Source organism: Tamlana carrageenivorans (genome assembly GCF_002893765.1).
Taxonomy (GTDB): domain Bacteria; phylum Bacteroidota; class Bacteroidia; order Flavobacteriales; family Flavobacteriaceae; genus Pseudotamlana; species Pseudotamlana carrageenivorans.
Genome location: NZ_CP025938.1, coordinates 1210504 through 1230268, shown reverse-complemented (window position 1 = coordinate 1230268; position 19765 = coordinate 1210504). Strand labels below are relative to the sequence as shown.

The window sequence follows — 19765 nt, the reverse complement described above, 5'->3', positions numbered from 1 at the left end:
ACTAATAATACAAGCGATGATAAAAACCCGAGAGAATCGAACTGATGAACTCCTTAAAAAAACAATTATGAAAGCGAATAATGATCCATACAAATTGCTCGAAAAAGAAGGTGTAGCCAAAAAGGTATTGAGCGAACGCTCCCTGGAGGCTTTGAGCATTTACGATGAAACACTGGAAGGCTTAAAAGAATTTCCGGACGATAAGACCATGAAGGACATGGCAGAGCAAATTGGCGAAACCGCCATTGAATTGCTCAAAGAAGATATTTCTACTCTAAAAGACGAACTAAGCGATAAGGCAGAGCAGCAACAAAAAAAGCAGCTCAAAAAAGCTCAATCCAAAAAGATTTTAGAGAAGTCGGAAAAAACCATGGACTACCTCGCTGAATGCCGAAGAAAACTACGTGATGAACGAAAGCAAAAAATGGCTTCGGGTGAAATCAAAAAGCCGGTGAAACGAAAGCTTACTACCAAGCTAAAGGATAACATGAAAAAGATAGCCAATATGATGCCCAAGGCAATCAAAGAGGATCCAAACAAGGTAGAGCAAACCGAAAAAGCCGTGCAGAAATTCTTAGGCGATCTCAAACGCATTTGGGGCATGAACAAGATTAAGCCTATTGAAGATGAATTGCATGAAAAATTTAGTGAACTCAAAGAAAAAGCAGAACAAACCGCATAAAACATTTGAACATGAAAAAATATCCGCATCAGGTATTCCTTGCCGAAAACAAGCTAAAAACAGAGCAATTACCTAAGCAATTGCAAAAGCGAATCAAAGGATTTGAGGAGCTGCAAGAAGATTTGGAACATGCCATGGACGATGACCATGATCGTTTGGCTAAGAAGCTCGACCATCTCTCTATGGAATTGGAAGAAGACCTTTACGAAGAGTTTGAAGACCAATTGGAAAACAATGAAGAACAAGACGAACTGCAACCGGGCAGCTTGTACAGTTTTAGTGATGGCTTCACTTGGAAGATTGTTTCTAAAAAAGAAGCCAAAGCCCTGTTCAATAAAAATCAGGAAGTATTTGGACTAAATACCGATGAAGAAACCGAAGGAGTAATTGAAGACTTATCCGATGTAGAAGCTTATGAGGTTTTTGCTGTTGAGTACAAAACTCCCAAAACAAATGGTAAGGCAAATTCTGATGAAGCCATTTTGGATCAGTTGTATGCTAAAGGGAAAAGAGAAATTGCCCGAACCGATTTACAGAAAATGGGATTCAAAACGCCTTTGGAAGCTTCCAAAGTCAAAGTAGGTAAATATTCCCTGTACAAAGCCATGTTCTCTTATACCTACACCATTAAACGCTAGCCTATGGAAGAAACAAGCACTATCCATGGCAAAACCATGCGTTCGGATTATGAAGATTTACAATACCATATCGACATGGTGGTGGGTAAAATCGGTTTGCAAAAAACGGTAGTATTGCTTCGCAGCTTTGTGGAGAAAGCCCAGTTTGAACCAGTAAAAAACAATGCTCCTTTGCTGCTTACCTTCCTGACTAATGAGGCAATTGCCTTGTTTGATTTGAAGGAAGAAGATTTTCATACCAACACCACTAACGAGTACCGGGAAGCTCGCATGGCATGTTATCATTTGTACCACAAATACACCTCATACAGCTACGCCAAAGTTGCCCAGGTGTTTGGAACAGGAAAACGCAACATCATTTACTACAAACAAAAAGTAGATGAACGCTTGACGATTCCACACTATTACAAGCCCTTCATTCAGTTGTACGACCAATTGGAAGAGCGAAGCATTCAATTTATATCAAAACTGTAAACAGCCATGAAGGATATTCATTCAGAAGTAGAACAAGTATTGAATTCAGGAGCCGAAAACGTGGCTTTTGAAGAGATTCCGGACGAGAATAACAGTCCGCTTAACCAACCGGTTGTGGAAGATGAAATCGGTCATGGCAAAAAGGTAGTTACTCCTAAACAGGAAGCAGAACCGATAGAAGAAAAAAATGAGCAGGAAGATGATGGTAATGAAGATGAAGCGGAAAAAGAACCATCCATAAACGATGACTTTGACCAAAACATCTACGATGCTCCCGAACAGGAAATTGGCTCTTATGAGGAAGGTGAAGACGGTTTGGATGAGCTAGACGGAGAAGAATTTGAACTCCCAACCGGACATGCCAAGCAAGCTGCGGATACCTTACTGGGTATGACCGACAATGTGCTTGCCGTGGGAAGTGGCTTTTTTGTAAAAATCAAAAAGCACAAAGACTTCTACGATTTTGAAGAGATTGTTCAGGTTCTTGATGAGCAGAATGCTAAAAACGTCAAACGTATCAAGCTCGATGAAGAAGATAAAATCCTGCTTCGACCACTACTTATTGCTATTCTAAAAAAGAAAGCCAAAAAGCTCACTCCCGAACAGCAATTATTGGGTGCGGTACTCTCTATCCTCATGAAGAAAGCCCAAGTGGTAATGGAAATACGAGCCGAAAATGAAATTCTGCTTGATCGCATACTGGAAATTATTCGAGAAGAAAAAGCCAATGCCATGCCCGAACCGGCTTATGAGCCTACCATGGAAGAGGAAGAAACCGAGGATATGAGATTTAGAGGAGAAAGTAGTGAATCTACTTTCGGGAAAAAAGAAGAAAATACCGTATTAGAAGTAGCACAGGATGAAGAAGGAAACGACTAATCAAGACATAGAACAAAAGAAATCGAACAGAGGCAGAAAGCCTATTACTTATTCTAAAGAGGACTTGGAACGCCAACCCATGTTGGTACTCGTTTGTGGTGAAACCGGTGTAGGTAAAACCTATCGTAATGTTACCGAAATACGCCACTACATGAAAGATGATGCCTCTACCGGACGTAAAGGCAGAAAGGTATTGGCTTTTGATGTGAATGATGACGATTATCCGATGTTTCCAACGGTAAGCCCTTTTCATATCAAAGCCTTAACCAAGGTGCAAGCTCGTAGGATCCGACCAATAGCCAAAAGCGGACAAAACATGAGTATTGAGGAAAAGCGTGAAGTAGTACAACGCATGGTAAACCAATTCAAAAATGGCTTATTAGTATTGGAAGATTTGGATAAATACATGGTAGGTGCAAAAGGTCAAACCGTAGTTGGTTTGCTCACCACCAACCGCCATAATGGACTGGATATTATGATTAGTCACCAGTCCATTGCGAAAATTACCACTACCGAATGGCAAAACTGTACATGGCTCCGTTTGCACCATCAGGTGGATGATGTGTCGAGGTATGAAAGCCGAATCCCCAACTACTTTTTAGTGCGAATTGCGACTTACATTGTAGATGAACAATACAACCTTGCCAACAATGCCTTTGCTGATGGTAGCATCAGTAAAGACGAATACAAAAAACGCAGAAGCTTCTTTGTGTATGTAGATATGCGAAGGCTCAAAATACGAGGTTGCAGCCGTGATGCTTTCATACGTTCCTGCAAGAAATTTATTGACACCGAAGACCAACGCAAAATCCGCATGATGCTTCAAGAAAGAGATCATCAGGATAAGCCCTTGTACAAAAACCGTTCGGCAGCTACCGTAAAACTTATTACCGAGTACCTACGCCACCACGAAACTGGACCGAATTCGCCTTTTGCATCCTAAGTGAATCTTTTCCTTAGAGAATTCTTTCCACAAAGACAAACTTTTACAGCTTTTTTACATATAATTCCGTATATATTTTCTATTTTGACGTTGTTTGACAACTTGTTTACAGACCTTTGTCAAAAAATGTCAGGATATATGGAAATTATTGCAATCATATTATCGGCTTTATGCCTAGTTATTTTAGTTATTTTACTGCTCAAAAGCGGTAAAACAGATGATACTACGCCTATCATAGAAGCGATGCGTGGTCTGTTGCAAAACGAGTTGAAAGAAAACAGAACTGAGCTTTCTGCTGCTTTAAAAGAAAACCGTGAAGAGCTTTCCGGTGGCTTAGATAAGCTTACACAGAAACTAGAAGAAAAACTAACGCAAATCAGTGAAGGGCTAAATAAAAACGCCAAGGATAATCGTGAAGAGCTTACCCAGTCATTAAAAAGCTTTAGTGATGTATTTAGTAAAAACGTAAAAGACTTCAACGACCTGCAAAAGCAGAAGTTTGATGCCATGGCGACCAAACAAGATGAGTTGGTGAAATCTACCGAATTGAAGTTGGAGAAAATGCGTGAGACAGTAGATGAAAAGCTGCACAAAACATTGGAAGAACGCCTAGGACAATCCTTTAAAATAGTAAGTGAACGATTAGAAGCGGTGCAAAAAGGACTGGGTGAAATGCAAAACCTAGCCAATGGCGTAGGTGATCTTAAAAAAGTATTGAGCAATGTAAAAACCCGTGGCGTGTTGGGTGAAATCCAATTGGGTAATATCTTGGAGCAAATCATGGCTCCCGAACAATACGAAGCCAATGTAAAAACCAAACAAGGTTCTAATGACCATGTGGAGTTTGCGATTAAACTACCGGGTAAAGACGACCATGGCAAAGAGGTTTACTTGCCTATTGATGCCAAGTTCCCACAAGAAGATTATGTACGACTGCAAACCGCTTATGATGAGGGCGATGCTGCCGGTGTAGATGCTGCCAACCGAGCCTTGGTGCAAAGCATTAAAAAGTTTGCAAAAGATATTCGAGACAAATACATTGATCCACCAAATACTACCGATTTTGGTATAATGTTTTTGCCAATTGAAGGCTTGTTTGCCGAAGTAGTTCGCCAGCCTGAAGTTGTGGCATTATTACAGCGTGAATATAAAATTATTGTTACCGGACCAACAACTTTGGCTGCTATGCTGAACAGCTTACAAATGGGCTTCAAAACCTTGGCTATTCAAAAGCGAAGCAGCGAAGTATGGCAAATTTTAGGTGCAGTAAAAACAGAATTTGGAAAGTTTGGCGGTGTACTAGAAAAAGCACAGAAAAAAATTAACGAAGCCAATAAAGAGTTAGACGCATTGGTAGGTACTCGTACCAAAATGATGCTCTCTAAATTGAAAAAAGTAGAAGAACTACCATCTGCTGAAAGTGCAGATTTGTTGGGAGAAGCAATAGAAATTGAAGAAGACGAAAACCAAGATTAACGATGAATAAACAACAATTAGCAGCTAAGATTTGGGCTTCTGCCAATCAAATGCGATCAAAGATCGAAGCTAACGAATATAAAGACTACATCTTAGGTTTAATTTTTTATAAGTATTTGTCTGAAAAACAAACCCAGTTTGCATATAAAGAAGATTGGGAAAAAGAAGACCTAAAAGAACTCAAAGAAGAGGATGAGGAAACTGTAAAGCACTTTAAAGGAAACCTTGGTTATTTCATTGCTTATGATAATCTGTTTAGTACTTGGATCGAAAAAGGAAAGGATTTCGATGTGTCTAATTTACGTGACGCACTGTCTGCATTTAACAGGCAAATCAGTGTTAAACACAAAAAACTGTTTGACGGAATTTTCAACACACTTGAAACAGGGTTAAGCAAACTTGGTGAAAGTGCAGCTAAACAAACCAAGGCAGTAGCTGATCTATTGGAATTAATTCAAGATATTCCAATGCATGGTAAACAAGACTATGATGTGCTTGGATTCATCTATGAATATTTGATTGGGATGTTCGCTGCCAATGCAGGTAAAAAGGCGGGTGAATTTTACACCCCTCACGAAGTTTCTGTTTTGATGTCTGACATTATTGCTGACCACTTAAAAGATCGTTCTGAAATTGAAATCTATGATCCTACAAGTGGCTCAGGTTCCTTACTTATTAATATAGGTGATAGTGTTGCCCGACATATGGACAACAAGAACAACATCAAGTTTTATGCTCAGGAGTTAAAGCAGAATACATACAACCTCACCAGAATGAATTTGGTGATGCGAGGTATCAAACCTGACAATATATTTACCCGAAACGGTGATACATTAGAAGAAGATTGGCCAATGTTTGATGAAAACGATCCAATCAATTCTTACCATGCGTTATATGTGGATGCTGTGGTTTCTAATCCTCCATATTCTCAAAAATGGGATTCAGCAAACAAAGATGCTGATGCAAGATACCGCAGATATGGACTAGCTCCCAAAGGAAAAGCAGATTATGCTTTCCTTTTGCATGATTTGTACCATATAAAACCTAATGGTATCATGGCAGTAGTCTTACCTCACGGGGTACTTTTCCGTGGTGGTGAAGAAGGTGCAATTCGGAAAAACTTAATTGAGGAAAATAACATTGATGCAATCATAGGATTGCCTCCTGCTGTTTTCTTTGGTACAGGCATACCTACCGTTATCATGATACTAAAGCAAAAACGAGAAAACACAGATGTGTTGATCGTAGATGCTTCTAAAAACTTCATTAAAGAAGGTAAAAACAACAAGCTGCAAGCTTCCGATATTAAACGAGTAGTAGATACTGTTGTACAACGAAAAACAATTCCTAAATACTCTAGAGTTGTAGAAAGAGATGAAATTCGTGAAAACGCATACAACCTCAATATTCCTCGCTATGTAGATTCTTCCGCTGCTCCTGAAAGTTGGGATATTTATGCTTCTATGTTTGGAGGCATTCCAACTAAAGAAATTGATGAGTTATATAATTATTGGAAAGCATTTGACGGTTTGAAATCAACATTGTTTTCAAACAAAACAGAAGTTAATTGCGAGCTAAAAGTAGATGATGTAAATGCAGCTATTCATGAGCATGAAAGTGTTCAGACGTTTATTAGCCAATACAATAAATCATTTAGTTCGTTTAGTGAATTTCTTAAAAAAGAGTTGTTGGACAATATGCTAACACTCTCCATTTCCAAACAAGAAACGCTATTGAGCAATGATATTTTTAAAAGACTGGAGCCTATTCCTTTGATTGACAAATATGAGGCTTACCAGTTATTGGATGATAAATGGGGAGTAATGGAAGTGGATTTGGAAATCATCCAAACGGAAGGTTTTGAAGCTACTAAAGTGGTTGATCCTAATATGGTTATTAAAAAGAAAGACGGCAAAGACCAAGAAATACAAGAAGGTTGGATTGGTCGTGTTTTACCTTTTGAGTTGGTTCAAGAAACCTATCTTAAAGATGAGCTTCAAAGCCTGCGAGCTAAAGAAAGAAGACTGGAGGAAATTGGTGCTGAATTAGAAGAACTGATTGATTCTTTTAGCGAAGAAGAAAAAGAAGAAGACACCTTTAAAGAAACGGGAGATGCTTTTGTAAATGCTCAAGTAACCAAACTAGCCAAAGAACTAAAACAAGAAGAAAAGAAAAATGGGACATTTGAGGCGGATAGTTATGAGTTTAAAATATTAGCAGCAGAGAAGCTCATTACAGAGGAAAAGGAGCTTAAAAAAGCTATTAAAGAAGAAGATACTGCTTTACACAACTTGACGAAAACTACCATAGAGCAATTAGAAGACGAGCAAGTTTATGTATTGCTCGAGCTTAAATGGGTGAAACCTTTGGTTGATGCCCTCTACAACATGCCTATGGCTATTGTTGATACTTTGACAGATAAGGTTCAAGCCTTAGCAGAACGCTATGCCATTACTTATTCTGATGTAGCCAATGATATTAATAAAGCAGAGAATTCCCTTGCCTCATTGATTGGCGAATTGGATGGCAATAAGCACGACATGGAAGGGCTAAACGAATTGAAAAAACTACTCAAAAGCGAAGACTAAGATGGAAGACAAAAAGAAAAGTCCTGAGCTTCGTTTTGCCGGCTTTACAGAAGATTGGGAAGAACACCAACTAGGAGAACTTATTGATATCACATCGGCTGCTAGAGTTCACAAAAACGAGTGGACCAAGGCAGGAGTACCATTCTTTCGGTCAAGTGACGTTGTATCAGACCACAAAGGAACTGAGAATACCAAGGCTTATATTTCTAAGGAGCTATATGATGAACTATCAAATAAAATTGGTAAAGTTCAAAAGAATGATCTCTTAATAACAGGTGGCGGGTCTATAGGCATTCCTTACCTGATAAAAAGTAATGATCCATTATACTTTAAAGATGCTGATCTTCTTTGGTTAAAGAATGGAAACAAGATAAATGGTCAATTCTTGTATGAATTTTTTTCTACAAAGACATTTAGAAATTATGTTGAGAAAATAACTCATATAGGGACAATTTCTCATTACACTGTTGAACAAGCAAAAGGCACTCCTATATCATTACCATGTCGTGATGAACAAGACCGAGTAGGTGGTTTCATTGCTGAAATTGATAATTTATTACAGATACACCAAAAGAAGCACAATCGCCTGGTTACCCTTAAAAAATCTATGCTGGAAAAGATGTTTCCTAAAGAAGGGCAATCTGTTCCCGAAATTAGATTTAAAGGTTTTAAGGGGGATTGGGAAGAGGCAAGGTTAAATCAAATAGCAACTTATCAGTCTTCTTCACTAACAGTAGGCGATGCATTACCAAAAGGAAAGTACGAACTTTATGATGCGAACTCTTTAATTGGGTACACTAATGAAGATCCTTTATCGGAAGATTATCTCACTATTATCAAGGATGGTTCTGGAGTTGGTCGTTTGAGAGTTCTTACAAAAAACACAAGTTTCATTGCCACGTTAGGTGCAATTGTACCTAATAAGGAAATCGACTTAATTTTTCTGCTGTGTTGCCTATTAAATACAGATTTTAATTCACATATAATAGGTGCTACTATACCTCATGTTTATTTCAGTAGTTATGGTGAAGTTGTTTATCGTGTTCCGTCATTTGAAGAACAGGAGAAAATCGGTTGCTATTTCAAGAATCTTGACACATTGATCACTAATCACAACAAACAACTCCAAAAACTCAACAATTTCAAACAATCCCTTTCAGAAAAGATGTTTGTCTAACCCTCTTTTAATTGATTATGACTTTTACATCAGAAGCAGCATTTGAAGAAGCCCTTATCCAATCCTTAACTCAAAAAGGTTGGGAAAACAAGGTGATTAAATACCCTACAGAGCAAGATTTAATTGATAACTGGGCACACATTCTTTTTGAAAATAACCGTGGTATAGACCGCCTAAATGATTTCCCACTCACTAAAGGTGAGATGGATCAAATTTTAGAGCAAATCACCGAGCTAAAAACACCACTAAAGCTGAATGGGTTTATCAATGGGAAATCTGTGTCAATTAAAAGAGACAACCTTGACGATAAAGCCCACTTCGGGAAAGAAATAAGCCTTAAAATATACGACCGTCACGAAATTGCAGCAGGTCAAAGCAGGTACCAAATTGTTCAGCAACCACAGTTCAAGAGCAAATCAAAAATTCTAAATGATAGACGAGGCGACTTAATATTACTCATCAACGGTATGCCACTTATTCATATAGAGTTGAAGAAAAGCGGTGTCCCTGTATCACAAGCATACCACCAAATCGAAAAATACTCGAGACAAGGCATTTTTACAGGCTTATTTTCTTTGGTGCAACTGTTTGTGGCCATGGAGCCAGAAGAAACGAAGTACTTTGCGAATGCAGGTACAGATGGTAAATTTAATTCCGATTTTTACTTCAACTGGGCAGATGTAAACAACGAACCCCTCAACAACTGGCAGGATATAGCTTCATCATTCTTGTCAATACCAATGGCTCACCAGTTGATTGGCTTCTATACAGTACCTGATGATACAGATGGAGTGCTTAAAGTTATGCGTAGCTACCAATACTATGCTGCAAATGCTATATCTGATAAAGTAGCCAAAAATGACTGGTCGGCTAAAAATTCCTTAGGTGGTTACATTTGGCATACTACGGGTTCAGGTAAAACCATGACCAGTTTTAAATCGGCACAGCTCATTGCCAATTCTAAAGATGCCGATAAAGTCATCTTTTTAATGGACAGGATAGAACTAGGTACGCAATCGCTAAACGAATACCGAGGTTTTGCAGATGAAGGAGACGATGTACAAGGAACAGAAAACACAGATGTATTGATCTCGAAGCTAAAGAGCGATAAAGCATCCGAAGTATTGATTGTTACCTCTATCCAAAAGATGAGTAACATCAAAGACGAAGGTGGGTTGAATGCTCGTGATCTTAAAATAATGAGTAGCAAAAGGATTGTGTTCATTATTGACGAGGCACATCGCTCCACTTTTGGGGATATGCTTTTAACAGTAAAAGATACCTTCCCATCTGCAATCTTTTTTGGTTTTACGGGAACACCTATTGATGATGAAAATCAAAAAAAGGGAAATACTACAATTGATATTTTCGGAAATGAACTACACAGATATACCATAGCAGATGGTATTAGAGATGGTAATGTATTAGGTTTTGATCCTTACAAAGTAATGACTTATCGTGATAAGGATTTACGTGAAGCGGTGGCTCTTTCAAAAGCTAAAGCATCAAGTGTAAAAGAGGCACTTGCCGACCCGAACAAAAAGAAAACCTTCAACAAGTACATGAAGGAAGTTAATATGGCTGGAGACTTTGATGCTTCTGGTAGATATATCAGTGGAATTGAAGACTTTTTGCCAAGAGCTCAATACAACAGAGATGAGCATTGTGAGCAGGTAGTGAATGACATTATTGATAACTGGATGATATTGAGTGATGATGGTAAGTTCCATGCCATTTTTGCTACAAGCAGTATTGCAGATGCCATTAATTATTTTCACCGCTTCAGAATTGCAAAACCAGATTTAAAAATTACAGCACTCTTTGATCCTCACATTGATAATGAAGGAAATACAGAGTATAAAGAAGAAGGTTTAGTTGACATCATTACTGCGTATAACGAGCTATTTAATCAAGATTTTAAGCTAGCAACACACGCTAAATTCAAAAAGGACATTGCCGATAGATTAGCTCACAAAAAGGCGTACGCAAGAATTGCTAACACTCCAGAAGAAAAGCTCGATATTTTAATAGTTGTTGATCAAATGCTGACAGGGTTTGATTCTAAATGGGTGAACACTTTGTATTTAGACAAAGTGCTAGAATACGAAAATATCATACAAGCATTTTCACGAACTAACAGACTTTTCAACCATGACGAAAAACCACATGGTACAATAAGATATTATCGCAAGCCTCACACAATGGAAAGAAACATCAAGAGGGCGATAAAACTATATTCTGGCGACAGAGTAAGAGGTCTTTTTGTTGAAAAACTCCCCTTCAATTTAAAAGCGATGAATCACACATTTGATGAAATTTTTCAATTGTATCAAACCGCTAGAGTTGAAAATTTTGAAAAGTTACCAGAGGACTTATCCGAAAGAGGGAGATTCGCCTCACTATTTAAAGAGTTTAACCTGTACCTAGAGGCAGCACGGCTACAAGGGTTCAAATGGCAAAAGCTCAAATATTCCTTTGATACAGAGGATGAAAATAAAAAGGAGGTAATAGAATTAGCCATTAATGAGAATACCTACCTGATATTGGCATTGCGTTACAAAGAGCTTTTTAGCGAAACTGGAGGTGGTGGCGGTAGTTCAGATGTTCCGTATGAGATAGAAGGTTATTTGACAGAAATCAACACAGACAAGATAGATGCTGATTACATGAATACTCGCTTTGAAAAATATCTTCGATCTCTGAATGATGAAAACCAAAACAAAGAAGAACTTCAAAAAACATTAAATGAACTACATAAAACCTTTGCTTCTCTAACACAAGAGGAACAGAAGTTCGCTGGTATTTTCTTAAGAGACGTACAACGTGGAGATGCCAAAATTGTAGAAGGCAAATCATTCAAAGACTATGTGATTGAATATCAATCAAGTGCCAAGAGTGATCAAATCCATAAAATATCCGAAGCTCTCGGACTTGACGAGTCAAAACTTAGAGCAATGATTGAGTCTGGTGTTACAGAAAAGAATCTTAACGAATTTGGACGTTTTGATAAGTTGAAAGCGACTATCGATAAAGCTAAAGCAAAGGAATATATCGAGAAACTAGAGGGTGTTGAACTTCCACTACGTAAAGTAAATATTAAAGCACAAGGACTATTAAAGCAGTTTATAATTGAGGGAGGATTTGAAATATAGTATAAGATGAAAAAAATCTTGGCAATGAACTAAAAAAGTAATTAGGTATGGAAATTTTTGAAGCAGCAAATAATAGGATTTACATCGGAAATCTTGATAAACTCCCCGAATGGACTGATGATAACAATCAGCAAAAAGCAATTGATAAAGTAAAGTTAATGCTCAAAAATTATCTTGAACTAGATAATGTGAGTTTCTTGTTTGGTTCAGGATCTTCAATTCACTTAGGAGCTGTTGCAATCAGAAATTTCCCAGTTGAAGTTGAAGATTTTATTAAAAATAAAAGTGGAACTGGTGCTAATCAGATAGAAGGATTATATGAAGAGTTTATTCATGCAATTAAAGCTCTTCAAGCTAAATGGTTAAGTGACTCTAGTTCCAAAATATCAGACAATGAGGATGGCGATAAAATTTTAACGGAAGCCAATAATTGGACATACATCCTTAAAGACGATATTCTTAGAGATACAGGGTCGAAGGAAATTGCTACTGAGTTTGAAAGGGTATTAAACTACCTAATTGCAAAAGACTATGTCCTAGATGAAGACAAAGCTACTGATAGAACAGATCAATTAAAAGAGTTGATTATTGCAATTAAAGAGGGCTTGTTTGAAGTATGTGATATTGAAAAAAGAGAAACCCCATCTTATCTGATTGAAAAGAAAAGCAATAGTGAATATTCTCAACAGCAAAAACACGGGGAATTCCTAAAAGGGAACAATAAATATGTTTTTCATGAAAAATTTATAAAGTCACTTCTTCAAAGACCCTTAAATCTTAGAAGAGCTAATGTTTTTACTGCAAATTATGATTTAGCATTCGAGTATGCTTTTGATAGATTAGGAGTACATTATATTGATGGGTTTTCAGGGTTTCATAAGCGATTTTTTAAGCCTGAAACATTTGAATATGATATATTCTATCCAGGTTCTACTACCTCTGGTAAAGTACAACGGATTGAAAAGGTTGTGCGGTATTTTAAACTTCATGGTTCGCTTTCATGGGTGAATTCTGAAAAAAGAGATGCAACGAATTTGTATGGCATTGAAGAAATGCCATTACGTCTAATTTCTAAACTGGACAAGAAAGGAGAAATAATAGTTTATCCTACAGCAATTAAAAAATCCTATACATTGGATTTGCCATATTCAGAGTTGTTTAGACAATTTGCTTCTACAATAACACAATCTCAATCAGTACTTATTACAGTTGGGTATGCTTTTGCTGATGATCACTTCAACGACATTATTTTTCAGGCGTTATCAAACCCAACCTTTACTCTGATAATCGTTGATTTTAATGGAACAAAGAATAATCCAAATATTGAAAGAATAAAGGATTTAAATGATTCTCGGATTATTATTCTTCAAGGTTCATTTTTTGGAGATTTCTTAACTCTGGCAGACACCTTGATGCCTGACTTCAATGGTGTTGATACTAAGGTGAAAGTTGCTCAAACACTTAATGATTATTTCGATAATTCTAAAAAAGATAAGGAATGATTAATGAGCGAAAAATAGGAAGAGTAATTTCTGTTGATAGTTTTAGAGTCTTCATCAAGCTTGATGAAGACTTGAAAAGTCTATATAAAAGTGGCTATGAAGATATTTATGAAGTAGCTAGGATTAATTCATACATCATAATTCCGATAGGTTCTGAACGAATAGTTGCCATGGTAACTAGAGTAAGAGCAATAGATGAAACTGAATTAGGAAGTGATAAGGATGCAATTTTCCTTACTAACTCTGCTCGGTATTTAGTTGCAACGATGATTGGAACCATCAATTCTGATAATAAGTATATTCAAGGAGTTTACAATTATCCAATATTAGATAATCCCGTTTGGTACGTGACTAAAACTGATTTAAACAACATTTTTGATCAGAAGGATACAGTAAACGTAAATTTTCAAGAGGATTATTATTTGCCAATTGGAACATCTCCTTCATTTTCTGATTACAAGATTAAAATTAACCCCGATAAGTTCTTTGGAAAACACGCAGCTATACTGGGGAATACAGGATCCGGAAAATCATGCACGGTTGCTTCAATTATCCAAAGTATGTTTAGCTATGATTATAAAAAAGGTGATAAGCTTACCAAGCTAAAAAATGCTCACTTCATAATTTTTGATACTAATGGAGAGTATAAATCAGCATTTCAAGGAACAAAAGAAAAACCATATAAAGATTTAGAATTGGTGAACCCATTTCACATAGATAAAAATGGAATGAAGGTGCCTTATTGGTTTATGAATTTTGCCGATTTTGATTACCTTTTTGAACCTACGGCAGGGACTCAATCCCCTATACTTAAAAGGGCTATCGCACTTGCAAAAGGAAATCAGCTTGCAATTGTAGTCAAGGAAATCCCACCAGCATATCTGAGTTGGTTAAATTCCCTAGTTAATTTTTGCGATGATGTAGACAACTTTTGGAAAGTAGATAATTATAAGATCAATGATTATGTTGAACTTCTTGAAGCATTAGAGGTAGCAAATTTTGAAATGACTACTATGGTGAATGCTATAAAGAAGCTACAAGAAATTAAACCTAGTGGGTACAACAAAGTTAATCCTGCCGATTTAACGAATAATAAAGAAATCATTCAAAAAGAATTAGAGAAATATTATTCTATTCTAAACGAAGGAAGAAGTAGTCAAGATCAAAATGTTGACTTACCTATACGATTTGATTTTAAAGATTTAATAGATTCCTTTTTTGAACAGGCAATTGAAGAACAGGAAAGTTCGAGCAATAAAATTCGAGAGTATGTATCAACATTAAAGTTAAGATTGCAATCATATTTAAATGATGAACGAATTTCACAACCTCTAATACTAAATCATCCAGATGAAATTTCAAGTGCTCTTGCAAAATTCATTTCATTTATTCTCGGTGACTTCTGCAAAATTTATAATAATTCAGAAAAGGATATATTCACAAAATATTTCAAAGAAAATGAAGGAAAGTTTGATACTACAAAAGCAAGTCAGCTTTCAATAGTTGATATGTCTTTATTGCCGTTTGAAGTATTAGAAACGATTACCGGTTTAGTTGGACGTTTAATATTAGAGTTTGTTTCTCGAATGCCTGATGATCAAAGGGGCAAGCTTCCAATTGTTATTGTACTCGAAGAGGCTCAGAACTACATTCCTGAAAAAAGTAGAAATGATAGGGAATCAATAGCCAAGAAGGTTTTTGAGCGAATTGCAAGAGAAGGAAGGAAGTATGGTATTTCATTGCTAGTTTCCAGTCAAAGACCTTCAGAGCTTTCAAAAACGGTATTATCACAATGTAATTCGTTTATTATTCATAGACTTCAAAATCCTGAAGATCAAAAATATGTTAGACAGCTCGTTTCTGCTGCTAACGAAGACATTCTCCAGCAATTACCTATACTTCCACAACAACATGTTGTGGTAATGGGAGATGCAGTGCGGACTCCTGTACAGGCTAAGATGAACAATGCTTCTCCAACACCAAATAGTAATAACCCTGAATTTGTTTCTAATTGGTTGGCAGAAAGTAATGAGCACTTTCCTGATTATAAAGGGATAGCTAATGCTTGGGAAAAAGGTGAAAAATACATGAAAAACAACACTGATGAAAACTCTTAGAGTAAATATTTAGCAATAAATGGCATTTGAACCAAAAAATATAACAAAGGATCACATACTTAGAGGTGTAGCAAAAATTCAGGAAGATCAACCGGAATTAAAGCCTTCTACCCGATGGGATGTGATTATTAATGGAGAGAACTATCCTCCAAAAGAAATTATGCGATATGCTCATCAAGAAATGAATGGCGAGCGAATTTGGGAATATGGAGGTGGCGAAGCAACCAATAAATGGTTAAAGCAATTTGATTTTAAAATCATAGACAAATCAGATAAGGCTGATCCTGTACTCGATTTGATTGAGCGATATAAAGAGCATGCACGAAAGTCGGAATTGAAAGATGAGCTCTACAAATGGCGATTGGTTAAAACTTTTAACGGAAGACCAAATACTAGTGCTGCGGATTTCACACAAGAACTCACCAGTATCAACTTTGGAAACCTTATTTATCCAGTAGGGATATCGGTTATCCATCATATTGTTAAAGAACGACCTGAAGAATTTCGTGAAGCATTTAAGCATTTATTTGATGAAAACATAGAGCTATCGGAGCGTGTTTCATACTTCAATGAACAAACACTAAAGATATTTCGTGACATAGATCCTACAAACACCTACTCGCATCATCAAGATGAACGAACAATGGCTACCTACTTAGCTTTTCATGATTCATCAAAATATGCTTTTTACAAGGATTCGTTCTACCAAAAGTATTGTAAGCTTATTGGCATAAAGCCTGAAAGGAAGGGTAAAAAACTCGTTCATTATTTGTCGCTTCTTGATGAATTTATCGAGAACTATATTTTGGAGGATTTCGAACTCTTAGAATTAAAAAAGGAATTGCTTACCGATGATTGTTACGAAGACGACAATCACAAAATTTATGCTCAGGATATCCTTTACTCCACTTTGGATCAACAAAAGGGTTTGGGTAGAAATTACTGGCGTGTTGGGACAAGTGATGGTCAAACCAATTTTTGGGATATCATGCAAGCCAATCAGTACATTTCAATTGGTTGGTCAGAAATTGGTGATTTAAGCGAACAAGAAGTTCAAAACAAAAAGGATGTAATTCAACTACTGGATAATCAGGGATATTATTCAGATGATAAAAAAGTTGGAAGCCGAAAGGCAGGTGAGATTTTTAACTTTTACAACGACATTCATGAAGGCGATATCATTCTTGCGCAAGACGGCTCTGAAATATTAGGTATTGGTGAAGTAATTGGAGATTATGGCTACGATTCATTGCAAACATTTTCCCATTACAAACCAGTACAATGGAAATTAATTTCTCCATCCCTGAGAAATTCTGAGGGATTAAGAACCACTGTATATAAGCTTTCACAACCGGATGTTATCCACCAAATAGACAATCTGCTAAAGGAATATAAAAAAGAACAAAAAATGGCTAATGAACTCAATCAGATTCTTTTCGGTCCTCCAGGAACCGGAAAAACATACAACACCATTAATCAAGCTTTAGAGCTTTGTGGTGAAGATTTAACCGGATTAAGTCGCACGGATATCAAAGCTCGTTTTGAGCAAAAGGTAGATGAAGGTAGAATCATTTTTACCACCTTTCATCAGAGCATGACTTATGAAGATTTTGTAGAGGGTATTAAGCCTATTGAGCCTGAAAAAGAAGGTGATCCGGTGATTTACCGAGTGGAAGAAGGGATTTTTAGAAAGCTATGTATTGAAGCCTCCTTTTCATTAGCCAAAGAGGAAGAATCGGTAGCCACTGAAAATGTACTCGACTTCTCATTAGCCTTCGACAACTTTGTACAGGAGATAGAAGAAAAATTAGCCTCAGAAGAAACGATTGAGATAGCTACCAAAAATGGTGGTAAAGTAGTTGTTGATGGTATTTCTCAGCAGGGCAATATCATCATTAAACATCCGGGAAAAGACAATACCTATCCAGTTTCTAAACAAAGACTTTCAAAGCTGCATGCTGCATTTCCTGATTTAGCCGATGTAAACAATATCGACCAACAATTCAGGTCTATTATTGGTGGTAGTAATTCCACAGCAAATTGGTCTGTACTGAATGCTATCAGAAACAATAACCCAGTTACTAAAGAAACGCCAAAAGAGATTAGAAAATACTCTTGGGACGATAAAGTACAAGTAGTAAAATCTTTGACTAAGGAAGACTATAAAGGAAAAACCGGAGAACCGTATGTACTTATCATTGACGAAATAAACAGAGGAAATGTATCACAGATATTCGGTGAGCTAATCACACTTATAGAGGAAGATAAGCGATTAGGTAATCCGGAAGCAATTCAAGTACAATTGCCGTACAGTAAAGATTGGTTTGGAGTACCTCCCAATGTTCACATCATAGGAACCATGAATACCGCAGACCGAAGTGTAGAAGCTTTGGATACAGCTCTTAGAAGAAGATTCAGTTTTACTGAAATGCCTCCAAAACCGGAGCTCATTAACACAGAGGGTAAAGCGGAAAACGGTATTGTAAATGGCATAGAACTATCAGTACTATTGGAAACGATAAATAAGCGAATTGAGAAGCTATTGGACAAAGACCACATGATTGGTCATAGTTATTTCCTATCGGTTGAAGGATTAAAAGGCTTGAAATCGGCTTTCCAGAACAAGATAGTGCCTCTGCTACAAGAATACTTCTTTGGGGATTATGGTAAAATTGGTTTGGTAATTAGCTCTAAGTTCTTTGATATCAAAGACAATCAAGTAGATGAAGACTTCTTTGCTCCATTTGAAGATTATGATAGCAGCCCTTTGGTAGAAAGAAAAGTTTATCACCTCAAAAACATCCAAGACATGAGTGATGAAGTGTTTATTGAGGCTTTGAATGACTTACAACGCAAAAACAAATAATTGAGCAAGGAGAACAAACATATCACCGTATTTGAACACGAGAGCCTACGAACAGACCGAGGTGAGCAAAGACTCACAAATGGTCAGTTAGAGGCTTTGCAATTGTTCTATGGAGAAAATGGAGTTCCTTATTATTCCTTGATTCATCATGGCGTTCGCTTCAATGAATATGTTGGAGTGATTCAAGTTGGCAAAACGGTTATAGAAGTCTTGCCAAAAGCTGATAAATCCAATGATGCCGACAGGTGGAGAAACGTATTAATTAACATGCTGCATGCGGTTGGAATATTTGATATTCATGCCCCTAGCAACAGTAATTTAAGATTGCGTTCAAACTCTATTCTCGACCTTTACTTTGAGCTTTTCATCAAAGAAGTTGAATATCTGTTGCATAGAGGTTTGGTAAAAAAATACCGGAAAACAGAGGGTAACAGAACCGCTTTAAAAGGCAGTATTCAGTTCGCTAAGCATATCAGTCAGAATTTGGTGCATCAAGAACGATTTTATGTTAGGCACACCACTTACGACAAAGAGCATGATATTCATGCAATTCTTTATAAAGCCCTGAAGCTACTGAGTTATATCAATACTAATGTGCAACTGAATAGCAGATTAGGAGCCTTATTATTGGATTTTCCGGAGCTATACGACATTAAAATAACAGAAGCCTTATTTGATAAAATTGCCCTTGACCGCAAAACGGAACCATACAGAAATGCACTGGAAATAGCTAAACTCATTCTTCTCAATTATCACCCGGATGTAAACCGAGGAACCAATAATGTATTGGCACTGATGTTTGATATGAATGTGCTTTGGGAGCAGTTTGTTTATGTGAGTTTAAGAAGGCATAAAGCGAATGCCACAAGTATTGCTGCTCAAAACACTAAGAACTTTTGGAAGCCATTATCAGGCTATCGCAGCAAAATGAAGCCCGACATTGTTCTGAATAAAGACACAGAAGACTGTGTAGTTCTTGATACTAAATGGAAAAACTTGAATGGCTATAATCCATCTCCTGAAGATTTGAGGCAAATGTTTGTGTACATGAAATACTATGGAGCTAAGAAAGTAGCTCTAGTATATCCGGGATCAGAAAACAGAAACCAATCAGGACAATATTATGACCATAGCTCGCAGGATTCAAAGCATTTGAGCAATGAAGAATGTAGCGTTATCTCTATAGGAGTTGAAAAAGACGTGAAGGCATGGCAAAAAATAATACATGAAAACATTAGCAATTGGTGTCAATTGCAGGAAATAGTTTAGAT

General features: G+C 36.9%; 13 protein-coding genes. All 13 read left to right on the top strand.

Annotated features, from left to right (window positions below; genetic code table 11):
* The first annotated feature begins 67 nt into the window (after window positions 1–67).
* The 13 genes from C1A40_RS05555 (at window position 68) to C1A40_RS05495 (ending at window position 19763) form a co-directional block, all read left to right on the top strand.
* Window positions 68–682 (top strand): hypothetical protein, encoded by a 615-nt coding sequence (locus C1A40_RS05555; protein WP_158651292.1) that lies wholly within the window; start codon window positions 68–70, stop codon window positions 680–682.
* Window positions 683–693: 11 nt separating this feature from the next.
* On the top strand, window positions 694–1320 hold the full coding sequence (locus tag C1A40_RS05550; RefSeq protein ID WP_102995030.1) for a hypothetical protein: 627 nt from the start codon (window positions 694–696) through the stop codon (window positions 1318–1320).
* Window positions 1321–1323: 3 nt separating this feature from the next.
* The gene (locus C1A40_RS05545) at window positions 1324–1794 is read left to right on the top strand and encodes a hypothetical protein (protein WP_102995029.1); all 471 of its coding nucleotides are present in this window, start codon (window positions 1324–1326) and stop codon (window positions 1792–1794) included.
* A gap of 6 nt (window positions 1795–1800) precedes the next feature.
* Window positions 1801–2673 (top strand): hypothetical protein, encoded by an 873-nt coding sequence (locus tag C1A40_RS05540; protein ID WP_102995028.1) that lies wholly within the window; start codon window positions 1801–1803, stop codon window positions 2671–2673.
* Window positions 2654–3616, top strand: a complete 963-nt coding sequence (locus C1A40_RS05535) for a zonular occludens toxin domain-containing protein (RefSeq protein ID WP_102995027.1) — start codon at window positions 2654–2656, stop codon at window positions 3614–3616. The genes C1A40_RS05540 and C1A40_RS05535 overlap by 20 nt, the downstream gene beginning before the upstream one ends.
* 138 nt (window positions 3617–3754) lie before the next feature.
* Window positions 3755–5092 carry a DNA recombination protein RmuC gene (locus tag C1A40_RS05530; RefSeq protein WP_102995026.1) on the top strand — a complete coding sequence of 446 codons (1338 nt, stop codon included), beginning with the start codon at window positions 3755–3757 and terminating at the stop codon, window positions 5090–5092.
* Between the two features lie 2 nt (window positions 5093–5094).
* Window positions 5095–7680, top strand: coding sequence for a type I restriction-modification system subunit M (locus C1A40_RS05525; protein WP_102995025.1), 2586 nt, complete (start codon window positions 5095–5097; stop codon window positions 7678–7680).
* A gap of 1 nt (window position 7681) precedes the next feature.
* Window positions 7682–8857, top strand: a complete 1176-nt coding sequence (locus tag C1A40_RS05520; RefSeq protein ID WP_102995024.1) for a restriction endonuclease subunit S — start codon at window positions 7682–7684, stop codon at window positions 8855–8857.
* A gap of 17 nt (window positions 8858–8874) precedes the next feature.
* Window positions 8875–12009 carry a type I restriction endonuclease subunit R gene (locus C1A40_RS05515; protein WP_102995023.1) on the top strand — a complete coding sequence of 1045 codons (3135 nt, stop codon included), beginning with the start codon at window positions 8875–8877 and terminating at the stop codon, window positions 12007–12009.
* A 47-nt stretch (window positions 12010–12056) separates the two neighbouring features.
* Window positions 12057–13511 (top strand): SIR2 family protein, encoded by a 1455-nt coding sequence (locus C1A40_RS05510; protein ID WP_199287745.1) that lies wholly within the window; start codon window positions 12057–12059, stop codon window positions 13509–13511.
* Complete coding sequence (locus C1A40_RS05505) at window positions 13508–15628, top strand: ATP-binding protein (protein WP_102995022.1); 2121 nt, start codon at window positions 13508–13510, stop codon at window positions 15626–15628. Before C1A40_RS05510 ends, C1A40_RS05505 begins: the two co-directional genes overlap by 4 nt.
* A gap of 19 nt (window positions 15629–15647) precedes the next feature.
* Window positions 15648–18494 carry an McrB family protein gene (locus C1A40_RS18275; protein ID WP_199287744.1) on the top strand — a complete coding sequence of 949 codons (2847 nt, stop codon included), beginning with the start codon at window positions 15648–15650 and terminating at the stop codon, window positions 18492–18494.
* The gene (locus C1A40_RS05495) at window positions 18495–19763 is read left to right on the top strand and encodes an McrC family protein (protein ID WP_102995021.1); all 1269 of its coding nucleotides are present in this window, start codon (window positions 18495–18497) and stop codon (window positions 19761–19763) included.
* Window positions 19764–19765: the final 2 nt, after the last annotated feature.

Bases quoted from the DNA above. Each gene is read 5' to 3' on its own strand.
- C1A40_RS05555 (WP_158651292.1), top strand. From the start codon at position 68: ATGAAAGCGAATAATGATCCATACAAATTGCTCGAAAAAGAAGGTGTA.
- C1A40_RS05550 (WP_102995030.1), top strand. From the start codon at position 694: ATGAAAAAATATCCGCATCAGGTATTCCTTGCCGAAAACAAGCTAAAA.
- C1A40_RS05545 (WP_102995029.1), top strand. From the start codon at position 1,324: ATGGAAGAAACAAGCACTATCCATGGCAAAACCATGCGTTCGGATTAT.
- C1A40_RS05540 (WP_102995028.1), top strand. From the start codon at position 1,801: ATGAAGGATATTCATTCAGAAGTAGAACAAGTATTGAATTCAGGAGCC.
- C1A40_RS05535 (WP_102995027.1), top strand. From the start codon at position 2,654: ATGAAGAAGGAAACGACTAATCAAGACATAGAACAAAAGAAATCGAAC.
- C1A40_RS05530 (WP_102995026.1), top strand. From the start codon at position 3,755: ATGGAAATTATTGCAATCATATTATCGGCTTTATGCCTAGTTATTTTA.
- C1A40_RS05525 (WP_102995025.1), top strand. From the start codon at position 5,095: ATGAATAAACAACAATTAGCAGCTAAGATTTGGGCTTCTGCCAATCAA.
- C1A40_RS05520 (WP_102995024.1), top strand. From the start codon at position 7,682: ATGGAAGACAAAAAGAAAAGTCCTGAGCTTCGTTTTGCCGGCTTTACA.
- C1A40_RS05515 (WP_102995023.1), top strand. From the start codon at position 8,875: ATGACTTTTACATCAGAAGCAGCATTTGAAGAAGCCCTTATCCAATCC.
- C1A40_RS05510 (WP_199287745.1), top strand. From the start codon at position 12,057: ATGGAAATTTTTGAAGCAGCAAATAATAGGATTTACATCGGAAATCTT.
- C1A40_RS05505 (WP_102995022.1), top strand. From the start codon at position 13,508: ATGATTAATGAGCGAAAAATAGGAAGAGTAATTTCTGTTGATAGTTTT.
- C1A40_RS18275 (WP_199287744.1), top strand. From the start codon at position 15,648: ATGGCATTTGAACCAAAAAATATAACAAAGGATCACATACTTAGAGGT.